This is a genomic window from Streptomyces sp. CA-210063, from assembly GCF_024612015.1.
In the GTDB taxonomy this organism is placed as follows: domain Bacteria; phylum Actinomycetota; class Actinomycetes; order Streptomycetales; family Streptomycetaceae; genus Streptomyces.
This window is the reverse complement of record NZ_CP102512.1, coordinates 10,103,898-10,123,291: the sequence shown is the minus strand read 5'-3', so window position 1 is coordinate 10,123,291 and position 19,394 is coordinate 10,103,898. Positions and strand designations below refer to the sequence as shown.

The 19,394-nt window shown below is 71.3% G+C and carries 19 protein-coding genes and 1 riboswitch; of the genes, 5 read left to right on the top strand and 14 right to left on the bottom strand.

The genetic code is table 11. From position 1 onward, the window contains the following. Window positions 1-30: 30 nt before the first annotated feature. From JIX56_RS44085 to urtA, 11 genes are all read right to left on the bottom strand, one after another. A complete protein-coding gene (locus JIX56_RS44085; protein WP_257549579.1) occupies window positions 31-1,557 on the bottom strand; it encodes a GMC oxidoreductase in 1,527 nt (508 codons plus the stop codon). 78 nt (window positions 1,558-1,635) lie between these two features. Beyond that, window positions 1,636-2,766, bottom strand: a complete 1,131-nt coding sequence (locus JIX56_RS44080) for an ROK family transcriptional regulator (protein ID WP_257549578.1) — start codon at window positions 2,764-2,766, stop codon at window positions 1,636-1,638. An 8-nt stretch (window positions 2,767-2,774) separates the two neighbouring features. Further along, a complete protein-coding gene (locus JIX56_RS44075; protein ID WP_257549576.1) occupies window positions 2,775-4,145 on the bottom strand; it encodes a carboxylesterase family protein in 1,371 nt (456 codons plus the stop codon). A gap of 41 nt (window positions 4,146-4,186) precedes the next feature. Continuing rightward, the gene (locus JIX56_RS44070; RefSeq protein ID WP_257549574.1) at window positions 4,187-5,068 is read right to left on the bottom strand and encodes a carbohydrate ABC transporter permease; all 882 of its coding nucleotides are present in this window, start codon (window positions 5,066-5,068) and stop codon (window positions 4,187-4,189) included. After that, the gene (locus JIX56_RS44065; RefSeq protein WP_257549573.1) at window positions 5,065-5,970 is read right to left on the bottom strand and encodes a carbohydrate ABC transporter permease; all 906 of its coding nucleotides are present in this window, start codon (window positions 5,968-5,970) and stop codon (window positions 5,065-5,067) included. Before JIX56_RS44065 ends, JIX56_RS44070 begins: the two co-directional genes overlap by 4 nt. 7 nt (window positions 5,971-5,977) lie before the next feature. After that, on the bottom strand, window positions 5,978-7,279 hold the full coding sequence (locus JIX56_RS44060; RefSeq protein WP_257549572.1) for an extracellular solute-binding protein: 1,302 nt from the start codon (window positions 7,277-7,279) through the stop codon (window positions 5,978-5,980). Between the two features lie 249 nt (window positions 7,280-7,528). Further along, entirely contained in the window at window positions 7,529-8,221 is a 693-nt protein-coding gene (urtE, locus tag JIX56_RS44055) for an urea ABC transporter ATP-binding subunit UrtE (RefSeq protein ID WP_257549571.1), read from the bottom strand. A 5-nt stretch (window positions 8,222-8,226) separates the two neighbouring features. Further along, a complete protein-coding gene (urtD, locus tag JIX56_RS44050; protein ID WP_257549570.1) occupies window positions 8,227-9,018 on the bottom strand; it encodes an urea ABC transporter ATP-binding protein UrtD in 792 nt (263 codons plus the stop codon). Further along, entirely contained in the window at window positions 9,015-10,181 is a 1,167-nt protein-coding gene (urtC, locus tag JIX56_RS44045; RefSeq protein WP_257549569.1) for an urea ABC transporter permease subunit UrtC, read from the bottom strand. Before urtC ends, urtD begins: the two co-directional genes overlap by 4 nt. Next, window positions 10,178-11,062: an urea ABC transporter permease subunit UrtB gene (gene urtB / locus JIX56_RS44040; protein ID WP_257549568.1), complete on the bottom strand. Its 885-nt coding sequence runs from the start codon at window positions 11,060-11,062 to the stop codon at window positions 10,178-10,180. Before urtB ends, urtC begins: the two co-directional genes overlap by 4 nt. Window positions 11,063-11,234: 172 nt before the next feature. Continuing rightward, a complete protein-coding gene (gene urtA / locus JIX56_RS44035) occupies window positions 11,235-12,485 on the bottom strand; it encodes an urea ABC transporter substrate-binding protein (RefSeq protein ID WP_257549567.1) in 1,251 nt (416 codons plus the stop codon). A gap of 200 nt (window positions 12,486-12,685) precedes the next feature. Between urtA and JIX56_RS44030 the strand changes: the two genes are divergently transcribed. Further along, the gene (locus tag JIX56_RS44030; RefSeq protein WP_257549566.1) at window positions 12,686-13,177 is read left to right on the top strand and encodes a MarR family winged helix-turn-helix transcriptional regulator; all 492 of its coding nucleotides are present in this window, start codon (window positions 12,686-12,688) and stop codon (window positions 13,175-13,177) included. On the opposite strand, the gene JIX56_RS44025 is transcribed toward JIX56_RS44030, so the two are convergent. After that, complete coding sequence (locus JIX56_RS44025) at window positions 13,134-14,252, bottom strand: substrate-binding domain-containing protein (protein ID WP_257549565.1); 1,119 nt, start codon at window positions 14,250-14,252, stop codon at window positions 13,134-13,136. The two genes, JIX56_RS44030 and JIX56_RS44025, sit on opposite strands and share 44 nt — an antisense overlap. 161 nt (window positions 14,253-14,413) lie before the next feature. Next, window positions 14,414-15,184: a DUF1775 domain-containing protein gene (locus JIX56_RS44020; protein ID WP_443031993.1), complete on the bottom strand. Its 771-nt coding sequence runs from the start codon at window positions 15,182-15,184 to the stop codon at window positions 14,414-14,416. A gap of 276 nt (window positions 15,185-15,460) precedes the next feature. Continuing rightward, window positions 15,461-15,642, top strand: a riboswitch (cobalamin riboswitch). 30 nt (window positions 15,643-15,672) lie between these two features. Between JIX56_RS44020 and JIX56_RS44015 the strand changes: the two genes are divergently transcribed. From JIX56_RS44015 to JIX56_RS44000, 4 genes are read left to right on the top strand one after another with little or no spacing between them, the layout of a single operon-like run. After that, on the top strand, window positions 15,673-16,383 hold the full coding sequence (locus tag JIX56_RS44015; protein WP_257549561.1) for an energy-coupling factor ABC transporter permease: 711 nt from the start codon (window positions 15,673-15,675) through the stop codon (window positions 16,381-16,383). Further along, window positions 16,380-16,829: an energy-coupling factor ABC transporter substrate-binding protein gene (locus JIX56_RS44010; protein ID WP_257549559.1), complete on the top strand. Its 450-nt coding sequence runs from the start codon at window positions 16,380-16,382 to the stop codon at window positions 16,827-16,829. Before JIX56_RS44015 ends, JIX56_RS44010 begins: the two co-directional genes overlap by 4 nt. Window positions 16,830-16,835: 6 nt before the next feature. Further along, window positions 16,836-17,591 (top strand): cobalt ECF transporter T component CbiQ, encoded by a 756-nt coding sequence (cbiQ, locus tag JIX56_RS44005; protein ID WP_257549557.1) that lies wholly within the window; start codon window positions 16,836-16,838, stop codon window positions 17,589-17,591. 1 nt (window position 17,592) lies between these two features. Beyond that, on the top strand, window positions 17,593-18,456 hold the full coding sequence (locus JIX56_RS44000; protein WP_257549555.1) for an energy-coupling factor ABC transporter ATP-binding protein: 864 nt from the start codon (window positions 17,593-17,595) through the stop codon (window positions 18,454-18,456). Between the two features lie 18 nt (window positions 18,457-18,474). Here JIX56_RS44000 and JIX56_RS43995 read toward each other — a convergent pair whose 3' ends face one another. Continuing rightward, complete coding sequence (locus JIX56_RS43995; protein ID WP_257549553.1) at window positions 18,475-19,320, bottom strand: amidohydrolase family protein; 846 nt, start codon at window positions 19,318-19,320, stop codon at window positions 18,475-18,477. Window positions 19,321-19,394: the final 74 nt, after the last annotated feature.

The window sequence follows — 19,394 nt, the reverse complement described above, 5'->3', positions numbered from 1 at the left end:
GGCGGGCTGGGGGCTGGGGGCTGGGTGGGCTCAGCGGGTGGCGAGGGCAGTGTTGCGCGCGGCCACGGCTCTGGCCGCCCGCACGGCGGTCACCGCACCCGTCAGGGTGACGTTGGCGGCCATCGCGGTGGGGATCACTCCGTTGCCGGCCAGGTACAGGTTGTCGAAGCCCCACACCCGGCCGTCCGGATCGCACACGCTGCTGCCGTCGTCGGTGGCGCCGGACCGGACGGTGCCGGTCTGGTGCAGTGACGAGCCGGGCGGGAGCAGGGCCCGTTCGGTCGCGGGGTCGAACGGGCCGAACTCCTCGGCGATCGACCGGACCTCGTCGAGTGCCCGCCGGATCAGCGCCCGGTCGGCGTCGGAGTAGCCGAACTCCACGCGGATCCGCGGCATTCCGGCGAGGTCGGTCTCGGTCTCCGAGAACACGAGCCGGTTCTCGGGGCGCGATTCGACGGGGGCGTACAGCGACAGGCCCACGGAGTGCGCGAGGGGGCGGCCTTCGTCATCGACGTACGTGCGGTTCATGATCTGGCCGTGGAACGGCTGCGCCGCCCCGTTCGACGGCAGCCAGAGCGAGTCCGTGCAGAACTCGCCCGGACGCGTCAGCGGGAGCGCGTCGAGGTCGAGGCGGTACCGGTCGAGGTCGAGCAGCACCCGGGCGGTGACGAACGCGTGCTCGTTGAGGTGGCGGCCGAGCGCCGGGGGGCGGATGCCCGAGGCGAACAGCAGTTGCGGGGTGCGCAGCGCGTCGGCGCACACGATCACGGCGTCCGCGAGGAGTTCCGTCGCGGCTCCGTCGGCGACGCGGCGCAGCCGGGCGCCCGCGATCCGGTCTCCGCAGACGACGAGGGAGGTCGCGAGGGTGCCGGTGAGCAGCGTGAAGGCCGGGTCGCCGCCGGTCGCGATCGGGGGGAATATCGTTCCCGGGGCGGTGCGGGGCAGGGAGCCCGATGGTGTCGCGGTGACGGCCATGGGCATCGGCTGAGGCTGTCGCCCGGCCGGTCCGGCGGCGTCGTAGCGGCGGTGCAGTACGTCGAGCACGATCCGGCCGACCTCGGTCGGGCCGATCGCGGCGGGCGTGACCGCGAGCACCCGGCGCGCGGTGTCGAGGTCCGTCGCCCAGCGGGCCGGGTCGCCGAAGTCGAAGACCTCGTCTCCGGCGGGCCACGGGGTCGCGGCGGTCCAGTGCACGCCCATGCCGCCCGCGTTCCACGCGAGGGCGGTCGCGGGCATCGTCTCTGCGTCGTGGCCGAGGGCGAGTGCGTGGACCATGCCGGGCGGGACGCCGGTGAGGCTGTCCGCCACCTCGCGCACCACCTCGGCGCCCGTGTACATGCCTTGTATGCCGGTGGCGACCTGTTCGTTGTAGCGCGCCCAGAGAGCCGGGTCGTCCAGGTCGTGCAGATGCAGGCCGGGGGCCTCACCGATGGCCGTGCCGCCGTCGAGCATCGTGATGCGCAGCTCCGGGTCGGTGTCCCGCAGCAGTCGGGCCACGACGGATCCCATGATGCCGCTGCCCACGATGAGGACGTCGGTGCGGGGGAGGTCGGTCACAGAGAGACTCCATGTCTTGTGCCATGGGGGGATGTGGGGGCGCTCGGTCGGGGGTCGGGGCGGGGGTTCCGGTCGTGGTCACGGACTGGGGACGAGAGGGCCGAACAGTTCGGTGTCCATGCGGTCGAGGGCCAGCTTGACGGCGCCGACCAGGGCCGCGTCGCGGCCCAGGCGAGTGGCCCGCAGCTCCGCCTCGGGGGCGCGGGCGTCGAGCATCGCCTCCCGCACCCGGGGCAGGAGCAGGTCGGCCGCGTCCTCCAGGCCGCCGCCGAGCACGATGAGGGAGGGGGCGACCGTCCACGACAGGAAGGTGAGGATCGACGCGATGTTCTCCACGAACGCGTCGACCTCCGCGAGGGCGGCCGGCTCGCCCGCCCGGGCGGCCTCGCAGCGGGCGAGGGCGACGGCCCGCTCTGCCGGTTCCGGTGAGCTCAGCCAGGCCACCGGGTGGTTCTCGACCGAGGCCGTCGGTATCGACCTGGCCTCGACGATCTCGCCCGCCGCGCCGTCGAGACCTCGGTGCACGGCGCCTCGTATGAGGATGCCGAGACCGGTGCGGTTGCCGAGGATCGCCCAGACGACGTTGTCGTGGTCGTCGGCCACGCCCCGCCAACGTTCCGCGAGAGCTCCGAGGTTGGTGTCGTTGTCCGCGAACCAGGGCATCGGGATACGCCGGTTGAGCTCGTCGGGCAGGTGCACGCCTTCCCAGTGCGTCGTGTGCACCAGGCGCCGTACGACTCCCTCGTCGTCGATCGCGCCGCCGCTCGCGACCGCACCGGCGCGCAGCCGGTCCGCCGATCCACCCGCGTCGTCGAGCGCCTGGAGGACCAGTGCCGCCGCGTCGTCGAGGGTGACCTGCGGATCCTGGTAGGCGCGCAGTGGCCCGTGCGCCCGGCCGAGGATGCGGCCGCGTACGTCGGCCACAACGGCCGTCGCGTCGGAGGTGGTGATGTACACGGACGCCAACAGGGCGTGTTCGGCGCGCAGTTCGTAGCGTCGGGCGGGGCGCCCGGCTGAGCCGCTGACCGGCACCCGGTCCAGCTCCGCCACCCAGCCGGCCTCGACGAGCGAGTCCAGGATGAGTTCGATCGTGCGGCGGGACAGGCCGGCCTGCTCGGCGAGCGCGGTCAGCGTCGTCGGCCCGGCGGACACCGCCAGGGCGCGCAGGATGACCGAGGTGTTGACGCGTCGGACGGCACTCTGGTTCATCCCTGACATCAGCACGCCCCCGCCGCCTCGGACGCCGACCCAGACCTCGGCCCCGCCCCTGGCCCGGACCCCGACCGTACGACGGGATCGAACACGCCCGTGGTGTCGGCGACGAGCGCCGCGCCGGGCCGGCCGTACTCGCGCGCCGGATCACCGAGGGCGCCGGTCGCTCTCGCCCAGCCCGGTTCCCGGCCGTGGACGAACGCGGCCAGGTCGGCGTGCATCGAAGTGGCCAGTTCCCGGGGCGGGTTGGGGCCGAGCACCCGGGCGACTCCCGGTGCGTCGAGTACGTCGAAGAAGTACGGGAGGTCGACGCAGTGCGCGGCTCCGCCGAGCACCGGCGAGGGCCACTCGAAGGAGTACAGCCAGGTGCCGGCGCGGGCGGCGCGACGGGCGGCCGCGGCGCGCGGACACGCGGCGCGGAACAGGGTGTCCGTGCGGCGGGTTCCTCCCCGGCGGCCGTCCCCGGAGGAATCGGCGCCGCTGTCGAACTCGTCCCCCGTCGCCCCGAGCAGCAGGGGGACGTCGTGCCCGTGCGCGGCGAGTCCGTCGGCGACCGGTACGGGCAGGATGTCGTCGCCGACGAACGGGGCGAGTACGGGCCTGTCGTCGCCCCGCTCGTCCCGCAGGTCGAGCACGGCCCGCTGGAGCTCCTCCACGGAGGGCCCGCCGAATCCGGCGCGGGTCGCGGGAACGTCGAGTCCGTGCGCGAGTCGGTCGAGGAAGTCAGGTACGGCGCGCGCTTCGAAGAACCCTCCGGACAGGCTGACCGCGCGATGGAAGCGGCCGTCGCGGGCGGGCGAGGAGAGCAGCGCGAGCACCGCCGCTCCCCCGGCCGACTGGCCGGCGACGGTGACCCGGTCCGGGTCTCCGCCGAAGGCGGCGATGTTGTCGCGCACCCAGTCGAGGGCGAGCAGCAGGTCCCGCAGCGCGAGGTTGGTGGGGACGTCGTCCAGTACGGCGAAGCCGTCGACGCCGAGACGGTAGCCGACGGTGACGCGGACGACGCCGTCGCGGGCGAAGGCGCGCCCGTCGTACCAGGGGCTGGCCGGGCTCCCCGCGAGGAAGCCGCCGCCGTGGATCCACACCAGGACCGGGAAGGGCCCGCGGTCGTCGTCCGCGGCCGGGGCGACGATGCCGAGGTTCAGCACGTCGTCGCCGGGAACCGACGGTTCCGGCACGGTGGTCGTGGCGAACAGGGGCACGCGCTGGGAGGTGGGGCCGTGCCGGGACGCGTCGTACGGCTGCCGGAACCGGCCGCGTGGGACCGGTGCGGCGAACCGCCGTGCGCCCGTGGGGGGTTGGGCGAAGGGAATGCCGAGGAAGCGCCGGGTCCGGCCGTCACGCCGGCCGACGATCGTGCCCGCGGAAGCGTGCACGGTGTCCGGCTCTCCGGGTGCGTGAAGGGACATCATCTCGGTCACCGCATTCCCGTTCCGGAGATGCCCTGCACGAAGTAGCGCTGCAGGAACAGGAAGAGCAGCAGTACCGGCAGCATCACGACGATCGCCCCGGCGAGCAGCAGGCCGTAGTCCGTGACGTGGGCGGCCGCCTGGCTGGTGGCGGCGAGGCCCACCGGCAGCGTGTAGGTGGACATGCTCTGGGCGACGATGAGCGGCCAGATGAAGTGGTTCCACGAGGCGAGGAACGACATGATCGTGATCGTCGCGACGGCGGGGCCCGCCAGCGGAAGAAAGATCCGGAAGAAGATCCGGAACTCGCCCGCGCCGTCGATCCGGGCCGCTTCGAGGAGTTCGTCGGGGATCGACGCCGCGTACTGCCGCATGATGAAGACGGACATCGGCATGGCCACGCTGGGCAGGGCGATACCGGCCAGGGTGTCCGCCAGGCCGAGGTCGACGGTGATCACGAACTGGGTGACGAACACCGCGGTGAACGGCACCATCATCGCCGCCATGACCGCGCCGAACGCGAGCCTCTTGCCCGCGAAGTCGAGTTTGGCGAGCGCGTACCCGGCGGCCGACGCCGCGACGATGTTGCCCGCCACCACGATGGCCGCGACCACAAGGCTGTTGACCATGAACTGGCCGAAACCCTCCGTTCTGAACAGCCGGAGGAAGTTGTCGAAGGTGACGTGCTGCGGGAGCCAGGCGCCGGGGTCGGAGCGGATCTCGTCGAGGCCGCGCAGCGAGCCGCTGACCACCCAGAAGAACGGGAGCGTCGTGAGCAGCGCGCACAGCACCAGCGCGGCGTACAGCAGCGGCCGGGCGACGGACCGGCGGGGCACGGCGATCCGGTTCGTGGCTGTTTCGGCGTTCCGCAAGGCGGCGACGGCGGTCATACGCGGGACCTCAGCAGTCGGAACTGGACAAGACTCACCAGGGCCACCAGGACGAGCATCACGAAGGACGCGGCCGAGGACATCCCGAACTCGCCGGCCCCGAACTGGTGGTAGGTGTACAGCGCGACGGACTCGGTGGTGCCGAGCGGGCCGCCGTCCGTGAGCAGGTACGGCTCGTCGAAGGCCTGGAGGTAGAAGACGGTCAGCAGCACCGACACCATCAGGGTGGTCGGCAGCAGCAGCGGCAGGGTGATGTGCCTCAACTGCCGCCACCGGCCCGCCCCGTCGAGCGCGGCGGCCTCGTACACGTCGTCAGGAACGGCCTGCAGCCCGGCGAGGAACAGCACCATCGCGGTGCCGAAGTTGCGCCACACGCCGAGCAGGATGACCACGGGCATGGCGAGGTTCGGGTCGTCCAGCCAGTTCGGTCCGGCGAGGCCGACGGCACCGAGCGCCTTGTTGACGGTGCCGTCGGCGTAGAAGGCGTACTGCCAGATCAGGGCGACCGCCACCACGTTGGTGACGACCGGCGCGAAGAAGAGCGTCCGGAAGGTGCCGCGCAGCCGGCGAATGCCGGAGTTCAGCACGACGGCCAGCGCGAAGCCGATCACCATGGTCAGCGGCACGCCGACGGCCACGAACAGGGCGGTGTTCAGGATGTCGCGCAGGAAGCTCTCGTCCTCCATCAGCCGGACGAAGTTGTCCAGGCCGGTGAAGTCGACCGCGAGCGGGTGCCTGAGGTCCGTGCCCCGCAGGTCGGTGAGGCTGAAGCCGAGCGCGGCGACGGTGGGGACGGCCGTGTAGAGCAGGAACACGATCGCGAACGGCGTGAGGAACAGCCAGGCGACGGCCGTATGACGGGTGCGCCGCCGGGTGCCCGCGACAGGCGTGGTGGTGGTCATGGGCGGCTCACTTCGCCCCCGTGCCGAGGCTTTCGGCGTACGACTGGATGTTCGCGGCGGCCTTCTCGGCGCTCGCCGTGCCCTTGACCACGGCTTCCGTCTCCTTGCCGATCCGGGTCGCGACCTGCTGCCAGGTGCTGACCTGCGGAAAGGTCCGGGTGTTCTTCAGCTGGGTGAGGAAGGCGTCGAGCAGCGGCTGGCCCTTGACGGCGGGGTCGTCCCAGGCGGAGATGACCGCGGGCAGTGAGCTGTACGCCTGGTACTGAGCGACCTGGGTGCTCGGCTGCGACAGGTACCGGACGAGCTTCCACGACGCGTCCGCGTCGCCGCTGCCCGCGAGGACGCCCCAGCTGCCGCCGGCGGAGAAGGAGACGCTGCCCGAGGACCCGGCCGGCAGGGGTGCGGTCGCTACGTGGGACGCCGTCCAGCCGTCCTTCTTCGCGGCGGTGTCGAGCTGCCCGATCACCCACGGGCCGGTGATCATCGTGGCGGTCTTGCCGCTCACGAAGTACGGCTGCGCGTCGAGGAAGGTGGGCGTGGCGGTGTCGGCGGCGCCCGAGGTGAAGAACGACGCGTTGTACTTCAGCGCGTCGACCATCGCCGGCGTGTCGAGTGTCCATGTCCCGTCGGAGGAGAGCAGCGAGCCGCCGGCCTGCCAGGCGTACATCGCGACGTCCTGGCCGTTGAAGATGTCCCACCCGTTGTCGGCACCCAGGCCGCGCTTGGCACCGGCGCCCTGGAGGGCCTTGAAGAACGGCACCATCTCGTCCCAGGTGGCCGGCGCCTCGACACCTGCCTTCTTCGCCAGGTCGGCGCGGTAGACGAGGGCGTACGTGTAGGCGTACCAGGGCACGGTGTAGGCCACGTCATCGACGACGCCCGCGTCCCACAGGCTCTTGAAGAAGCCGTCCGGGTCGACGAGGCCGTCCGGTACGGCCCGGAGGATCGACGGGTCGAGGAACTGCGCCTGCGACTCGGGGAAGAACTGGGCGACATCGGGCCCCTTGCCCGCCGCGATCGCCGCCTGGAGCTTGGTGTAGTACTCGGCGTTCGGGATCAGGGTGACCTTCACGTCGAGGTCGGGGTTGGCGGTCCTGAAGGGCTTGACGACCTTGTCGAGCACGTCGGCATCGCCCTGGGCGGCCCATACGGTGAGGGATCCGGTGGCCGGGGAGTCGTCGATCGGCTGGGCGCTCGCGGTCGCGGCGGTGTCGTCACCGCCGCGACCACAGGCCGCCAGGGGAAGAGCGCAACTGACAGCCATGGCCGCGGTCAGCCGTAGGGCACCGCGTCGGGAGAGGTTGGGCACGCGGGAGCTCCTGTCTCATGGAGGCGCTGAGCCAGTGATGGGTTTTCCGGGGAAAGTCGCGTTATTGAGCCCGTGAAGCCCTGGGGGCCGATCGGGACTGTGCGACTGGTGTAGACGCTATGGACGATGTGTTTCGGCCAAGTGGCGCCCCTCGCCCCGAATAATTTCGGAACTTGTAGCGAAATCCCCGGTCCGGGCACACCCGGGGGGCGAGCGCACAGGCGCCCGCCCCCCAGGTGTGCCCGGACCTCAGACGCTGAGCGCCGCCCGTACGGTCTGCTCGGCCCCCGTACCGCCCTCGCCCGACGAGGTGACCCGTCCCGCTTCGAGGACGTAGTACCGCTCGGCCGCTCGCATGGCGAAGCCCACGTGCTGTTCGACGAGGAGGACGGAGAGGCCGCCGCGGCGGGTCAGGGCGAGGATCTTCTCCTCGATCTCGGCGACGACGGAGGGCTGGATGCCCTCGGTCGGCTCGTCGAGGAGGAGGAGCCTGGGCCGGGTGATCAGGGCGCGCGCGATGGCGAGTTGCTGGCGCTGGCCGCCGGAGAGGAGACCGGCGCGGCGGCCGGACAGCTCCCGCAGGACAGGGAAGAGGTCCAGGGCATCGGCGACGGCCTCCTTGCCGTCCGCGCGGCCGTCGGCGACGAGTTGCAGGTTCTCGGCGGTGGTGAGGTGCGGGAAGGACTGCTGCCCTTGGGGGACGTACGCCATGCCCCTGGCCACCCGCTGGTGCGGGGCGAGGTGCGTGATGTCCTCGCCGTTCAGCAGGACGGTTCCGCTCTTCGGCTTGAGCAGGCCCATCGCGGCGCGCAGGAGGGTGCTCTTGCCGGCGCCGTTGTGGCCGAGGACGGCTCCGACGCCGTCCTTCGGGACGGAGACGGTCACGCCGTGCAGCACGGTCGTGCGGTCGTATCCGGCCTGGACGGAGTTGATCTCCAGCATGGGCGTCACGCCTCCTCGGCGACGGGGACGGGAGCGGCGACCGGTTCGGCTGCGGGCTCGGGCTCGGACGCGCGGCCGAGGTAGACCTCCTGGACCTTGGCGTCGGCCTGGACCTCGGTGACGGAACCCTCGCTGAGGACCTTGCCGGCGTGCAGGACGGTGACGCTGCGGGCGAAGGAGCGCATGAAGTCCATGTCGTGCTCGATGACGACGACGGTGTGGTCCTCGCCGACGCGTTGCAACAGCTCGCCGGTGGCCTCGCGCTCGTCGTGGCTCATACCGGCGACGGGCTCGTCGAGCAGCAGCAGCTTCACGTCCTGGACGAGCAGCATGCCGATCTCCAGCCACTGCTTCTGCCCGTGCGCGAGCACACCCGCCGGACGGTCGCGCAGATCGGTCAGGCCGGTGGTCTCCAGTGCCTTGGTCACCGCCTCCGGCACTCCCTTGCGGCGGCGGAGCATCGTCAGCGGGCCGCGTCCGGCGCCCGCCGCGATGTCGAGGTTCTGCAGGACGGTCAGCTCCTCGAAGACCGTGGCCGTCTGGAACGTACGGCCGATGCCCAGACGGGCGATCCGGTGCACCGGCTTGCCGATGAGCTCCTCGCCGGCGAAGCGGACCGATCCGGTGGACTTCACCAGTCCGGTGACCGCGTCGACGAGCGTGGTCTTTCCGGCGCCGTTCGGGCCGATGAGGAAGCGCAGGTCGCCGGGGCGGATGTCGAGGTCCACGCCGTCGACGGCCTTGAAGCCGTCGAACGTCACCCGCAGGTCGCGGACCGTCAGTCCCTCGCCGCTCATGCCGTTCCTCCTGTCGGGGTCGGGGTCGGAGTCGGGGTGGGTGTCGGCGTCGTGGTCCCGGCCGTGGGGGTTCGGCGTTTGCGCACCACGCTCGCCAGGGAAGCGAGGCCCCCGGGCAGGAAGCCGACCGCCAGGACGAACAGCAGGCCCTGGAGGTACGTCCACGCGGCGGGGAAGGCGTCGGAGAGGGTGCTCTGCGCCCAGGCCACGGCGATCGCGCCGAGGACGGCACCCACCAGGGAGGCCCGGCCGCCCACCGCGGCCCCGATGACGAAGCCGATGGACGGGACGATGCCGATGAGGGCCGGCGAGATGATGCCGACCGCGGGGACGAAGAGGGCGCCCGCGAGGCCCGCCATGCCGGCCGCCACGACGTACGCGACGAGCTTGACGTTGGCCGGGTCGTAGCCGAGGAAGCGCACGCGCTCCTCGGAGTCCCGTACGGCGACGAGGAGTTCGCCGTAGCGGCTGACGAACAGCTGGCGGGCGATGGCCATCAGCAGCAGGAGCACCGCGGCGATGACGAAGTACACCATCCGCTGGTTGACCGGGTCGTTGAGGTCGTAGCCGAAGAAACCCTGCATGTCGGTGAGGCCGTTGGTGCCGCCGGTGGTGGCCTGCTGGCCGACGAGCCAGATGGCGAGGGCGGCGGCCAGTGCCTGGCTGAGGATCGCGAAGTACGCGCCCTTCACCCGGCGGCGGAAGACGAAGAAGCCGAGCAGCGCGGCGACCGCCATGGGCAACAGGACGGTCATGGCGAGGGCGAAGAGCGGGTTGGCGAAGGGCTGCCACCACCAGGGCAGGGTGTCGCCGGTGCCGTACAGCTGCATGAAGTCGGGCAGCGTCTGGCCCGTGGCGGCCGCGTCGGCGAGCTTGAGGTGCATGGCCATGGCGTAGCCGCCGAGGCCGAAGAAGACGCCCTGGCCGAGGACGAGCAGTCCGCCGCGGCCCCAGGCGAGGCTCACGCCGACCGCGACGATCGCGTAACACAGGTATTTGGCGAGGAGGTTGAGCCGGAAGTCGGAGAGGGCGAGCGGGGCGACGCCGATGAGGAGGACCGCGCCGAGGAGGAAGGCGCCGGGGACGCGGAAGCGTGCCAGGAGGGATGCCGACGGCTCTGCCACGGGGGCCGTCTTCGCCGAAGGGGTCGTTGTCGTCGTCATGCCAGGCTCCGGGTGCGCAGCGTGTACAGGCCCTGGGGTCGCCACTGCAGGAAGGCGACGATCGCCACGAGCACGATGACCTTGGCGACGCTGACCGTCGTCGAGTACTCCAGGACCGACTGCAGGACGCCGAGCGCGAAGGCGGTGATGACGCTGCCCTTGAGCTGGGCGACGCCGCCGACGACCACGACCAGGAAGGCGTCGACGATGTAGTTGGTGCCCATCGTCGGGCCGATCGGGCCGACCAGGGTGAGCGCGACACCGGCCACGCCCGCGAGGCCCGAGCCGATGAAGAACGTCGTACGGTCCACGCGTTCGGTGGCGATGCCGGACACCTCGGCGAGGTCCCGGTTCTGTACGACGGCCCGGATGCGGCGGCCGAGCGGGGTCAGCTTCAGGATCAGCGTGAGGCCGAGGACGCACAGCAGGGCGAGGCCCAGGATGAACAGCCGGTTGTTGGCGAAGGTGATGCCGCCGACCGAGATGTTGCCGGTGAGCAGGTCCGGGGCGCGGGTCTGGACGTTCGGGGCACCGAAGATGTCACGGGCCAGCTGCTGGAGCATCAGGGAGACGCCCCAGGTGACCAGCAGGGTGTCCAGCGGCCGGGTGTACAGGCGCCGGATGAGCAGCCATTCGAGCAACGCGCCCATGGCGCCCGCGACGAGGAAGGCCAGCGGCAGGGCGACGAGCAGGGAGACGCCGGCGCCGCTGATCGACTTCTGCAGCACATACGTCGTGTAGGCGCCGGCCATGATGAACTCGCCGTGCGCCATGTTGATCACGCCCATCTGACCGAACGTCAGGGTCAGGCCGAGCGCGATCAGCAGGAGGACGGCACCGATACTGATGCCGGTGAAGGACTGGTTGAGGACGACCGTCATGGAGCGGCTCCGGGTCGGGGGGAGGGGTTGTTCGGCGGGTGCGGGTCCGGTGGGGCTTCTCGCGCAGTTCCCCGCGCCCCTGAAAGACACGGCCCTGCGGGCCGAAAAGCACGGGGCGCAGCCCCTGCTTTTCAGGGGCGCGGGGAACTGCGCGACCCACTCACCGTCAGACTCAGGACAGCCCGGCAGCCCAGTCGTACCCCTTCAAATACGGGTCCGGCTCGATCGGCTTGCCGGAGTTCCAGACCTCCTCGATCAGGCCGTCCGAGCCGACCTTGCCGATGCGGGCGGTCTTGTAGACGTGCTGCGTGGCGCCGTCGACGGTGACCTTGCCCTCGGGGGCGTCGAGTTCGATGCCGTCGGAGGCCTTCTTCACCTTCGCCACGTCGAAGGAGCCGGCCTTCTCGACCATCTCCTTCCAGAGGTAGACGGAGATGTACGCGGCCTCCATCGGGTCACTGGTCGGCTTGTCCTTGCCGTAGGCGGCCTGGTAGGCCGCCACGAACTTCGTGTTCGCCGCGCCGGAGGTGGTCTGGTAGTAGTTCCACGCGGTCAACTGGCCTTCCAGGTACTGGGTGCCGATGCTCTTGACCTCCTCCTCGGCGATCGACACCGAAAGCACCGGCAGGCTCTTCGCGGTGAGCCCTGCGGACTTGTACTCCTTGAAGAAGGCCACGTTGCTGTCGCCGTTGAGGGTGTTGAACACGGCGTCCGCGCCCGCGTCCTTGACCTTGTTGACGATGGTGCTGAACTCGGTGGAGCCGAGCGGCGCGTAGTCCTCGCCGACCACCGTCATGCCCTGGGCCTCCGCGTACGCCCTGATGATCTTGTTGGCGGTGCGCGGGAAGACGTAGTCGCTGCCCACCAGGTAGAGCCGCGTCAGGCCCTGCTTCTTGAGGTAGTCGAGGGCGGGGACGATCTGCTGGTTGGTGGTGGCGCCCATGTAGAAGATGTAGGGGGACTGCTCCAGGCCCTCGTACTGCACGGGGTAGAAGAGGAGCGACTTGTAGCGCTCGAAGACCGGCTTGACGGCCTTGCGGCTGGCGGAGGTCCAGCAGCCGAAGGTGGCGACCACCTTGTCGTCAGTGATCAGGGCCTCCGCCTTCTCGGCGAAGGTCGGCCAGTCGGAGGCGCCGTCCTGGCTGATGGGCTTCAGTTTCTTGCCCAGGACGCCACCGGCGGCGTTGATCTCCTTCACCGCGAGCAGCAGCGCGTTGTGGACCGTGACCTCGCTGATGGCCATGGTGCCCGAGAGCGAGTTGAGCAGACCGACTTTGACGGTGTCGCCGGAGGTGTCCGCCTGGGCGCCGGAGGATGACGTGGCGGTGCCGGTCTTGGCGCCGCACGCGCTGAGGACGGCGGTCGCGCCGAGCGCGGACGCGCCTGCGAGGAGACCGCGTCTATTGATGCTGAGCCCGGACATGCAATACCTCCTGGGTCGCTGAAGTGCGACCACAGCCTGCGAGGAAACTGTTTCCCTTGCGTTTCGTGGCAATTGAAGAACAGTTTCCTGAGGAAGTATTTTTTGAGGTCGCGAAGGATTCGTTAGTTTCCACAGAAAGGATGTGCTCCTGGTTTACGATGTCAGGAGCGCAGCGGTCGAAGGCGAGTTGAGGAGTGGCGATGGCGAGACGGCCCGAGGAACTGCTCCAACTGCTGACCCGTGCCGAGCGCCTGTCCATGCGCCGAGTCCAGTCCGTGCTCGACGAGTTCGACTGCTCCGTCGAGGCGTGGCGGGTCCTCGACCTGCTCTCCGACGGACAGGGCCACAACATGACGGCCCTCGCCGAGCATGCCTTCCTGCCGGCACCGAGCCTGACCAAGCTGATCGACCAACTCGTCGACCAGAACCTGGTGTTCCGCCGCGTCGATCCCACCGACCGGCGCCGTGTCCTCGCCCACCTGACTCCGAGGGGGATGGAGCGCCGGCAGCTGTTGGCCCGTGAAGTACGGGCGGACTGGGCCGAGTTGGGGCCGCTGCACTCCGAGGAGGACGGCAAGCGGCTGGAACTGCTGCTGGACCGGCTGGCCCGGACCCTGGAGGGCGGGACCACCGACGGCCAGGGCAGGGTCAGCGCAGGTCGTGCGGAGCGCGCAGCTGGGCGAGGACGTTGAAGTCGTACCCGTCCGCCCGCGCCAGGTAGATGCGCTGGCGCACATGCCGTCCGTCCAGGCCCAGCAGACCGCGCGGCCCCTCGTAGGAGACGCTGTCGGCGGCCGCCCCGATCGCGGCGACGTCCAGGGCGCGCGCCCGTTCGACGAGCGCGGCGAGGAGCAGGACGCCCTCGTAGCAGGACTCGCCGAGACTGCCGGGGGTCGGTGCCTCCAGGCCGAAGCGGCCGGCGTACTGGCCGTGGAAGTCCATGGTGTTCTGGTCGGCGAGCGAGGCGAAGAACCCGGCCGTGCTGTAGAGGTCGAGGGTGGCTTCCGCGCCACTGCCCAGCAGCATGTTCTCGTCCATCAGCGTGCTCAGCCGCAGCGACCGCTGGTCGAGCCCCCAGGCGGCGAAGGCCCGGTTGAAGCGGACCGCGTCACTGCCGACCAGGAGCATCAGGACCCCGTCGGCGTCGGCCCGCTCGATGCGTCGCAGTACCCCCGAGAAGTCGTCGGTGCCGAGCGGCAGATACGCCTCACCACAGACGCGGCCCCGGGACTCACGCGCGTACCCGCGGGCGGCGCGGGCGGTGTGCCGGGGCCACACGTAGTTGTTGCCGACGACGAACCAACGGCGCACCCCGCGAGACTCGGCGAGCAGACGCATCGCGGGCAGCAGCTGCCAGGAAGGCGTCTCGCTGGTCATGAAGACGCCCTCGGTGCGCTCCCCGCCCTCGTACAGGGCCGTGTAGACGTACGGCACCCGGTGCGCGACACGCGGGGCCACCGCCTGCCGCACCGAGGAGATGTGCCAGCCGGTGACGCCCTGCACCGCGCCCGAGGCGACCAGGGCCTCGACGTCCTCCGCGACGCGCCACGGCTCGGCCCCGCCGTCGACCTCGATCAGCCGCAGCTCCTTGCCCAGCACTCCCCCGGCCTTGTTGACCTCCTCGGCGGCCAGCCGCGCGCAGGCCCCGCAGGTGGGTCCGAAGATTCCGGCGGGGCCCTGCATCGGGTACACGAGGGCCACGTTCAGGGTCGAGTCGTCGGCCGTGAACCACTCGGGTGTGTGGAGAGGGAGTGGTGGCCGGGTCATGCGCTCATGATGGCGTGATCGCTGTCGGCGCCCCAGGTGGAGCCACGGATCGAGACCGATTCGTATGCCGAGCCTCGGCGGGACGGCCGGGTTCGTCATGGCGCTGCGGTAGAGCTCCGTCAGCTTTCGGTCAGGTCAGGTGCTTCCGGCCGAGGCGTCGGTCAGGCGGTCCCGCCCCGGCGGCTCCTGAACCACCACACTCCCGCGCCGAGTACGAGGACGCCCGCGCCGATGCCGAGGGGCACGGCGAGGGACATGCCGTCGTCGTCCTTGGTGCCGTCCGCCGCGGGCTTCGCGGACGGGGTCGGTGTGCCGGTGGCCGGGGCGGTCGAGGGGGCGGCCGTCGTGGGCTCCTCCGAAGGGCTGGGGCTCACGGGTTGGGCGCCGGGGGCGGCGGCCTTCAGGTCCAGGCGGGGCGCCGGGTGACCGTGGCCGTGGCCGTCCCCGCCCTCCTCGCCGTCGAGCTCGATCCAGCGGTCCACCTTGCCGTCGCTGTAGGACTGCAGCGTCTTGAAGACCAGGGACTTCGCGTCGGGCAGCTGTCGTACGGTGACGGCGTATTCGGCGTCCTCCCCCACCGGGAGCTTCTCACCGGAGACCGTCCAGCCCCGGCTGGTGGGGGCGAACTTCCAGCCGTCGGGTCCCTTGTCGTAGGTGATGTCGGCGGGGACGATGCCCTCGGGCAGGATCACCTCCAGTTTGGTGATGCCGGCGGAGGAGGACTCCGACTCCGCGAAGAAGGTCAGTTCGACGTTCTGGTCGAGGGCCCGGGCGCCCTCCGCCTCGACCTCCGTGTGGGCCGCGGCCGGTCCCGCGGTGGCGACGGTGACCGCCAACACGACGGCGGTGAGAACGCCGAGACGGCGTGTGCTGGGTGCCAAGGTCGGGCGGTGCACAGCTGACTCCCTTGTGCCGATGGGTGAAGGCTGCATTCAAGCGCAGGGCGAGGGGCCCGGCCAAGGGCGGCCGGGGCCGTACCGGGAGGGCGGTCCGGCCCCGCCGGGAGGGCGATCGGGCCCCACCGGGAGGGCGATCGGGCCCCACGGGAGGAGCCGGCGCACCGGCAAAGCCGTCGTATCCAGGCAAGGGCGTCCGCTCTCCCCGGTGGTGTGTGCCGCAGGTGACGCAAGGGGTGTGCGCCGGGGTGTGTGCTGTTCACCATCGCTTTCGCGCCCCCGGCTCCGCTTGTCAGCGCCCTTGTGCGGGCACTACTGTCACCACGCCTTGGTGAACGGGAAATCCGGTGTGATGCCGGTGCGGCCCTCGCCACTGTGATCGGGAAGTCCGGCTCCAGTCCTCACGGACAGCCACTGGGTCCTAGACCCGGGAAGGCGGAGCACGGGCGGTGTCACCCGTAAGCCAGGAGACCGGCCAAGGCGCGTCAACCATCCACGAGGTGCTGGAGAGGGTCTGCTGAGCCATGCACATAGCCGAGGGTTTCCTTCCTCCGGCGCACGCGATCGCCTGGGGGGTCGCGTCCGCGCCGTTCGTCGTCCACGGAGTACGGTCACTCACCCGTGAGGTCAGGGAGCATCCCGAGAGCACACTGCTGCTCGGTGCCTCGGGGGCCTTCACCTTCGTCCTGTCCGCGCTGAAGCTCCCGTCGGTGACCGGGAGTTGCTCCCACCCCACCGGCACCGGCCTGGGCGCCATCCTGTTCCGGCCACCGATCATGGCGGTGCTGGGCACCATCACCCTGCTCTTCCAGGCCCTGCTGCTCGCGCACGGCGGCCTGACCACGCTCGGCGCCAACGTCTTCTCGATGGCGATCGCCGGGCCGTGGGCGGGTTACGGCGTCTACCGGCTGCTGCGGCGGTTCGGCGTGCCGCTGATGGTCACGGTGTTCTTCGGCGCGTTCGTCGCCGACCTGGTCACCTACTGCGTCACCAGCGTGCAGCTGGCGCTCGCGTTCCCCGACCCGAGCAGCGGCTTCCTCGGCGCGCTCGGCAAGTTCGGTTCGATCTTCGCCGTCACCCAGATCCCGCTCGCGGTGAGCGAGGGTCTCCTCACCGTGCTGGTGATGCGTCTGCTGGTGCAGTCGAGCAAGGGCGAACTGACCCGGCTCGGCGTGCTCCTGACCGGCAAGCAGGACCGGACCGAGACCGACGAGACCGAGGCGGTGGCCCGATGAACCGCAACACGAAGATCAACGCCCTGCTGCTGATCGTCGTGGCCGCGCTCGCCGTCCTGCCGCTGGCCCTCGGCCTCGGCGACCACAAGGAGGAGCCGTTCACGGGCTCCGACGGCGAGGCGGAGACGGCGATCACCGAGATCGAGCCGGACTACGAGCCCTGGTTCTCCCCCTTGTACGAGCCGCCGTCCGGTGAGATCGAGTCGGCGCTCTTCTCCCTCCAGGCCGCGCTGGGCGCGGGCGTCCTCGCCTACTACTTCGGTGTGCGCCGGGGCCGGCGCCAGGGCGAGGCGCGAGCCCGGGCGCGACTGGACGCGGCCGGGAACACCACCACGAGCGAGGCGACCGCGGTGAGCGCGACGGCGGCGGCCGCGACCGCCAGGACCGCGACCGGTGACGAAGGCCCGCCCGGTGGCGCCGCCGAGTCCACCGCGGGCCGGGTCTGATCCCGCGTGCTGCCGATCGACGCGGCGGCGCACAGCAGTCGCTGGCGCCGCCGCCACCCCGTGGACAAGGCCTTGCTCGGACTAGGTCTCACGGTCCTCGCGATCTCCCTGCCACCCTGGCCCGGCGCCGCCCTCGTGCTGCTGACCGCCCTCGCCGTGCTGCTGGGCCCGGCGGGCGTCCCCGGCCGTCGGCTGTGGCGCGCCTATCGGGTGCCGCTGGGCTTCTGCGTGACCGGGGCGCTGCCCCTGCTGGTCCAAGTGGGCGGGCCCGACGGGTTCGTCACCCTGGCCGAGGGCGGTCCGGTCCGCGCCGGGGAGCTGCTGCTGCGCACCTCGGCCGCCTCCCTCGGCGTCCTGCTGTTCGCCTTCACCACGCCCATGTCGGACCTGCTGCCCCGGCTGGTGAAGGCCGGGGTGCCCGCACCGGTCGTGGACGTCGCGCTGGTCACGTACCGCATGAGCTTCCTTCTCCTGGACTCGGTGCGCCGGATCCGGGAGGCGCAGGCGGCCCGGCTGGGGCACACCACACGGGCCGCCACCTGGCGTTCCCTCGCCGGGCTGGGCGCCACCGCGTTCGTACGGGCCTTCGACCGGGCGGCTCGCCTCCAGACCGGGCTGGCCGGACGGGGGTACGACGGCACCCTGCGCGTCCTGGTGCCCGAGGCCCGGGTCTCCGCCCGCTTCACCGCGGCCAGTGTCGCCCTGCTCGCGGCCGTGGCCGCCCTCACCTTCGTACTGGATTCGTCCTGGAAAGGCCGCTGACATGAGCGAGCCCGTGCTGGTCGCCCTACGGGGCGCGTCCTTCGCGTACGAGGACGGCCCGGCCGTGCTCAGCGATCTCGACTTCGCGGTGCACGAGGGGCGCGCGCTCGCCCTGCTGGGCCGCAACGGCAGCGGCAAGACCACGCTGATGCGGCTGCTCAGCGGTGGACTGCGGCCCCGTTCGGGCGAGTTGGCGGTCCAGGGGCGGCCGGTGACGTACGACCGCAAGGGTCTGACCCGGCTGCGGACGACCGTCCAGTTGGTCGTCCAGGACCCGGACGACCAGTTGTTCGCGGCGTCCGTCGCGCAGGACGTGTCGTTCGGGCCGCTGAACCTCGGGCTGTCCGACGCGCAGGTGCGGGCCCGGGTGGAGGAGGCGCTCGGCGCGCTCGGGATCAGCGCCCTCGCCGACCGGCCCACCCATCTGCTCTCCTACGGGCAGCGCAAGCGGACCGCCATCGCCGGCGCGGTCGCGATGCGGCCCCGGGTCCTGATCCTCGACGAGCCGACCGCCGGGCTCGACCCCGACGGCCAGGAGCGGCTTCTCGCCACGCTGGAGGAGCTGCGCCGGTCCGGCACCACCGTCGTGATGGCCACGCACGACGTCGACCTCGCCCTGCGGTGGGCCGACGACGCGGCGCTGCTCACTCCGTCGGGCGCCCGCACGGGCCCGGTGGCCGCGATGCTCGCCCGCACGGACCTCCTCCAGCAGGCGGGGCTACGGCTCCCGTGGGGCATCGCGGTCGCTCGACTGCTGCGCGAACAGGGGCTGTTGACGGGTGAGGAGCCCGGTCCGCGTACGCCGGAGGAGCTGGCCGCCATGGCGGGGGCGCACACCGCTCCCCCGCTACCGGCCGACGGCTGAGTTTCCGGCGAGGCCGCTTCAGATCCGCAGGCCGTAGGTGCGGATCGCGGTGCCCCCGAAGACCTCCCGGTCTTCGGCGAGGCTCACCGCGGACACCAACGACTCGGCCACGTCGATGACTTCCACGTAGTCGGAGGCGAGCAGGCAGACGGGCCAGTCCGAGCCGAACATCAGCCGCCCGGGGCCGAAGGCGTCGAGCACGGTGTCGGCGTACGGGACGAGGTCCGCGACGGACCAGGAGGTCCAGTCGGCCTCCGTGACCAGGCCGGAGAGTTTGCACACGGTGTTCGGCAGGGCGGCGAGCCGCCGTATCTCCCCCGCCCATGGCTCCAGTTCGCCGGAGGCGATGGGTGGCTTCCCCAAGTGGTCCAGGACGAAGGTGAGTTCGGGGAGCCGGGCCGCCGCCTCCACGGCGGCCGGGAGCTGGTGGGGTGTGACCAGGAGGTCGTAGACGAGTCCCGCGTCGGCGACGGCGGACAGGCCCCTGGTGACGTCCGGGCGCACCAGCCAGCGCGGGTCCGGTTCGCCCTGTACCTGGTGGCGGATGCCCACCAGGTACTCGCCGCCCGGCCCTTCCCGCAGCTTGGCGAGAGCGTCGGCGACATCGGGAGAGGTGAGGTCGGTCCAGCCGACGACCCCGGCGACCAGGTCGCTGTCGGCGGCGAGGGCCAGGAACTCGGGGGTCTCCTCGGGCACGGTGATCGTCTGCACCAGCACGGTGGCGGTGACGCCGGCGAATCGTGCCGCCGCCTCCAGCTCGCGGAGGGTGAAGTCGCGGCGCAACGGGGCGAGTTCGGGTCCGGTGATCCAGTCCTGGTCCCGGATCGAGAGGTCCCAGACGTGGTGGTGGGCGTCGACGATCACGGGGCGGGCGTCCGTGTCTGCCCCGGCTCCCCCGGATTTCGTACCGTTCGCAGGCCCGGGTACGTCCGCGCCGC

Excerpts from the sequence above, each read along its gene's own strand:
- urtD (WP_257549570.1), bottom strand. The coding sequence starts at position 9,018 with ATGAGCGGCGAGGGACTGACGGTCCGCGACCTGCGGGTGACGTTCGAC.
- JIX56_RS44030 (WP_257549566.1), top strand. The coding sequence starts at position 12,686 with ATGGCGAGACGGCCCGAGGAACTGCTCCAACTGCTGACCCGTGCCGAG.
- urtC (WP_257549569.1), bottom strand. The coding sequence starts at position 10,181 with ATGACGACGACAACGACCCCTTCGGCGAAGACGGCCCCCGTGGCAGAG.
- JIX56_RS44070 (WP_257549574.1), bottom strand. The coding sequence starts at position 5,068 with ATGACCGCCGTCGCCGCCTTGCGGAACGCCGAAACAGCCACGAACCGG.
- urtA (WP_257549567.1), bottom strand. The coding sequence starts at position 12,485 with ATGTCCGGGCTCAGCATCAATAGACGCGGTCTCCTCGCAGGCGCGTCC.
- JIX56_RS44025 (WP_257549565.1), bottom strand. The coding sequence starts at position 14,252 with ATGACCCGGCCACCACTCCCTCTCCACACACCCGAGTGGTTCACGGCC.
- urtB (WP_257549568.1), bottom strand. The coding sequence starts at position 11,062 with ATGACGGTCGTCCTCAACCAGTCCTTCACCGGCATCAGTATCGGTGCC.
- JIX56_RS44065 (WP_257549573.1), bottom strand. The coding sequence starts at position 5,970 with ATGACCACCACCACGCCTGTCGCGGGCACCCGGCGGCGCACCCGTCAT.
- JIX56_RS44020 (WP_443031993.1), bottom strand. The coding sequence starts at position 15,184 with ATGCAGCCTTCACCCATCGGCACAAGGGAGTCAGCTGTGCACCGCCCG.
- JIX56_RS44000 (WP_257549555.1), top strand. The coding sequence starts at position 17,593 with ATGAGCGAGCCCGTGCTGGTCGCCCTACGGGGCGCGTCCTTCGCGTAC.
- JIX56_RS44010 (WP_257549559.1), top strand. The coding sequence starts at position 16,380 with ATGAACCGCAACACGAAGATCAACGCCCTGCTGCTGATCGTCGTGGCC.
- JIX56_RS44015 (WP_257549561.1), top strand. The coding sequence starts at position 15,673 with ATGCACATAGCCGAGGGTTTCCTTCCTCCGGCGCACGCGATCGCCTGG.
- urtE (WP_257549571.1), bottom strand. The coding sequence starts at position 8,221 with ATGCTGGAGATCAACTCCGTCCAGGCCGGATACGACCGCACGACCGTG.
- JIX56_RS44080 (WP_257549578.1), bottom strand. The coding sequence starts at position 2,766 with ATGAACCAGAGTGCCGTCCGACGCGTCAACACCTCGGTCATCCTGCGC.